Consider the following 863-nt stretch of genomic DNA (forward strand, 5'->3'; position numbering starts at 1 on the left):
CCCGCTCTCCGCATCCTGTCCCCCGCTGCTCGACCACGAGCTTCGTCGCCTCGCCTCGAGCGAGCGCGTGCGCCTGTGCGAGGCCTTCGCCGGGCAGGTCCTGCTCGTGGTCAACACCGCGAGCCAGTGCGGCTTCACGCCGCAGTACGAGGGGCTCGAGGCGCTCCATCGGCGCTATGCCGGGCGCGGCTTCGCCGTCCTCGGCTTCCCCTCCAACGACTTCATGGGGCAGGAGCCGGGCAGCGAGGAGGAGATCGCCGAGTTCTGCCGCACCCAGTACGGCGTCGAGTTCCCGATGTTCGAGAAGATCCGGGTGCGCGGGCAGGAGGCCCATGCCTTCTATCGCGCCCTCACCGAGGCGGCGGGCGGCAAGGCGCCGCGCTGGAACTTCCACAAGTACCTGATCGGCCGCGACGGGCGGCTGCTCGCGCAGTTCCCGAGCAGCGTCCGGCCCGACGATCCCCGTCTGATCGAGAGCATCGAGCAGGCGCTCGCCGCCACGCCCTGAGCCTTTCCTCAGGTCCCCGCAAGCCCCGTTCGGAGGTTCCTCCCGGGCGCCGCCCTTCGCTAGCATGGGTCGGCCGGGCGCGTGGGGAGATGCCATGGGCCGAATCCGGGTGCTGCTGGTCGACGACCACGAGCTGGTGCGGGTCGGTCTGCGGGCGCTGCTCGAGGCCGAGGAGGACATCGAGGTGGTGGCCGAGGCGGCCACCGGAGAGGAGGCGCTGCGTCTCGCGCGCGCGCTCCGCCCGGACGTGGTGCTCATGGATCTCAAGCTTCCGGGCATGGGCGGGCTCGCCGCCACTGAGCATCTGGTGCGCTCCGGACTCGGGCGGGTGGTGGCGGTCACGGCCCAGGGCGAT

General features: G+C 71.7%; 2 protein-coding genes. Both read left to right on the forward strand.

The features are described from left to right. Positions 1-25 precede the first annotated feature (25 nt). Complete coding sequence (locus NZ585_14900) at positions 26-508, forward strand: glutathione peroxidase (GenBank protein ID MCS7081319.1); 483 nt, start codon at positions 26-28, stop codon at positions 506-508. A 94-nt stretch (positions 509-602) separates the two neighbouring features. After that, positions 603-863: response regulator transcription factor (locus NZ585_14905; GenBank protein ID MCS7081320.1), on the forward strand; the 261-nt coding region annotated here is incomplete at its 3' end.

The organism is Chloracidobacterium sp., assembly GCA_025057975.1.
Lineage (GTDB): Bacteria > Acidobacteriota > Blastocatellia > Chloracidobacteriales > Chloracidobacteriaceae > Chloracidobacterium.